The organism is Rubneribacter badeniensis, from assembly GCF_002899695.1.
Classification (GTDB): domain Bacteria; phylum Actinomycetota; class Coriobacteriia; order Coriobacteriales; family Eggerthellaceae; genus Rubneribacter; species Rubneribacter badeniensis.
The window spans coordinates 1-644 of sequence record NZ_PPEL01000177.1 but is presented as its reverse complement, the minus strand read 5'-3'; the positions used below and the strand labels follow the sequence as shown (position 1 = coordinate 644).

Here is a 644-nt window from a genome sequence, read left to right as displayed (position 1 = left end):
GGCGAAGGGGGCTCGTGCCCCTCGGGTGCGGATGTGACATTATCCCCGTCCTTTTGTCACGCTCCCCGCCCGCCGGGCGGGGTGTGCCCCTCGTGGATTTTCAACGCCGGGGCAACGCCTGTGCTAGAATGCGTTTTTACTTGGAATACGAGAATTCAAGGGGTTTGCCTCTATGTCCTTTTTAGACGCGTTCTCCGGGCTGACCGGCCAAATGTCTACGGACATGGCCATCGACCTCGGGACTGCCAATACACTGGTCGCCATCACGGGCGAGGGCATCGTCATCAACGAGCCCTCCGTCGTCGCCATCGAGAAGAGCACGCACCGGGTGCTCGCGGTGGGCCATGAGGCGAAGAACATGATCAACCACACGCCCGAGGCGTTCTCGGCCGAGCATCCGCTCAAGGACGGCGTCATCGCCGACTACGACGTGACGGAGGCCATGCTCTCGGCGTTCATCAACAAGGCCGCCGTGCGCAAGTACCCGTGGCAGGCCAAGCCGCGCATCGTCATCTGCATCCCGTGCGGCGCCACGTCGGTGGAGAAGCGTGCGGTGTTCGAGGCCGCCATCCAGGCCGGCGCGCGCCAGGCCTACCTCATCGAGGAGCCCATGGCCGCGGCCATGGGCGCCGACCTGCCCGTCA

At 64.8% G+C, this 644-nt stretch carries 1 protein-coding gene; it reads left to right on the top strand.

Annotation, left to right across the window (positions count from 1 at the left end):
• Window positions 1-172: 172 nt before the first annotated feature.
• Window positions 173-644 (top strand): rod shape-determining protein (locus C2L80_RS13530; protein WP_193602647.1); only part of this gene is annotated, 472 nt, incomplete at its 3' end.